The organism is Fibrobacter sp. (assembly GCF_017545445.1).
Lineage (GTDB): Bacteria > Fibrobacterota > Fibrobacteria > Fibrobacterales > Fibrobacteraceae > Fibrobacter.
Genome location: NZ_JAFWOM010000046.1, coordinates 1 through 1,918, shown reverse-complemented (window position 1 = coordinate 1,918; position 1,918 = coordinate 1). Strand labels below are relative to the sequence as shown.

Below are 1,918 nucleotides of genomic sequence, written 5' to 3'. Positions count from 1 at the left end.
GCTCGATTGCGATTATCGGATACGTTATCGCTTCGAACAAGCGCGAAATGACGAACAGAAAGACGGTGCTTAATCGTTTCTTCAATCCGCAACATGCTATTGATATGGTTTACAGAGATTACACGTTGCGATTCTTGCCTAACAGCTCGATTCGCTACGGTACTACCAAAGCAGAGAACAACGAGGTTATCTGCAAGTTCAAAGTTGAGGGCTTATGCCCAGACCCGCTTTTTGCAGAATCGCAGGAAACGCAAACGGCGGCTGCTAGCACAATCGGCGGTTTTCACTTCCCGATGATTCTACCGAATCCAACGCAAGAGCCTGAATACAATATTTTCGGATTGCGTCAGCCTAGTCTGATTGTTGCAATTGAAAATGTCGGCGCTGTTGATGTTGGTATGAAAATCGTTTTCAAAGCAAGCGGTACTGTCGATAATCCGCGTTTGATTGACGTTAATACGCAGAAGTTTTTCAGAATTGAAAAAACGATGGTTGCTGGCGAGAGAATCGAAGTGAATACAACTGTCGGTGAAAAGTACATTCGCGGTGTTTTGAATGGCGAAACGTCCAATTATTTCAAATACCGCGATTTGGATTCCGAATGGTTGCAATTGAAAGTCGGCGATAACCTGTTCCGTTACGATTGCGACGGCGGGCAAAGTGCGCTAGAGGTTTACATTTACCATCAGAACAAGTATTTGGAGGTTCAAGAATGCTGTTAGAGAAGCAAATTCAAATTCTTGTTTTCAAAGTCGATAACGATACTTTCGAGCCTATCGGCGAGGTCAACCAATATGATTCGCTCATTTGGCCGGATAGGTTTTCGGGATATGCGAATTTCGAACTTTGGGCACCGATTACAGATGAAAATTCCGAGTTTTTCAAAGAGGGGAATATTCTTTGGTGCGGTGGCGAAAATGCGGCTATCGTTGAGATAGTGAAATCGAGAATAGATGAAAAAGGCACGAAAACGTTTAACGTGAAAGGCAGGACGCTAGAGGCGTATCTAGAGGATAGAATCATTTGGGGTACGTATTCCGCAACGAACAAGCCCGTTTCAACGATTATGTACGAAATCGTCAAGCAGCAATGCGTTACCCCTAATGTCAAGGCTGCTTTGCGCAAGATTCCATATTTGGAATTGGGCGGTGGTTACGGAACGCCTGAGTATGTCGCTTTCGGCGGCAATATCGATTTTCAGAAAACGGGCGGTGCGGTTTACAGTTCCCTGCTAACGCTTGCCGCTACTGCTGATATAGGCTTTTCGGTTAAGTTCTATCCGAAAACGAAAAAGCTTGTTTTCGTAGTGGAAGAGGGCGTTGATAGGACAACTGGCAACACTGATGGAAATGACCCGGTTGAGTTCTCTACGGATTTGGAGGATATTCTTTCGAGTTCGTATTACAAAAACGTTCAAGATAACAAATCTGTTGCATGGGTTCAGGGCGAGGATACGGGCGCAAGCCGTAAATCTGTTATCAGCGGTGATGATGCAGGTACGGGCTTTTCTCGAAAAGAGCTGTACGTCGATGCGCGGGATTTGCAAAGCACGGTCATGAACGACGATGGCACGCAAACGACGTTAACGACGGCTCAGTATGAAGCGCAGTTGAAAAATCGCGGCGATGACAAGCTTGCTGAGAATGCCACGACTGAGAATTTCGAAGCGCAGATTCGCGTTTTCGGAGATATTCAGTATGAATATGGCGTTGATTATCAGAAGGGCGATAAAGTCACTGTTCGTGATAATCAGCTTGACGTTGTGGTTTCGGCGCGTATCACTGAAAGCCAAGAGGAATATGATGACGAATACGCTTTGGTGCTAACTTTCGGTTATTCGTATCCTACTATCATGCAGAAAGTCAAACAGAAGATTTCCGAATAAGGGGGTGAAATTCGAAATGGAAAGAAGCGGATT

General features: G+C 45.2%; 2 protein-coding genes. Both read left to right on the top strand.

Features of this window, described 5'->3' with window-relative positions; translation table 11 throughout:
* The coding region (locus IKG78_RS05645; protein WP_290940666.1) for a phage tail domain-containing protein at positions 1 to 722 on the top strand (722 nt) is incomplete at its 5' end.
* Entirely contained in the window at positions 713 to 1,885 is a 1,173-nt protein-coding gene (locus IKG78_RS05640; RefSeq protein ID WP_290940663.1) for a siphovirus ReqiPepy6 Gp37-like family protein, read from the top strand. The genes IKG78_RS05645 and IKG78_RS05640, both read left to right, overlap by 10 nt.
* The last annotated feature ends 33 nt before the right edge of the window (positions 1,886 to 1,918 follow it).

Coding starts and splice junctions, on each gene's coding strand:
- IKG78_RS05640 (WP_290940663.1), top strand. CDS start 713: ATGCTGTTAGAGAAGCAAATTCAAATTCTTGTTTTCAAAGTCGATAAC.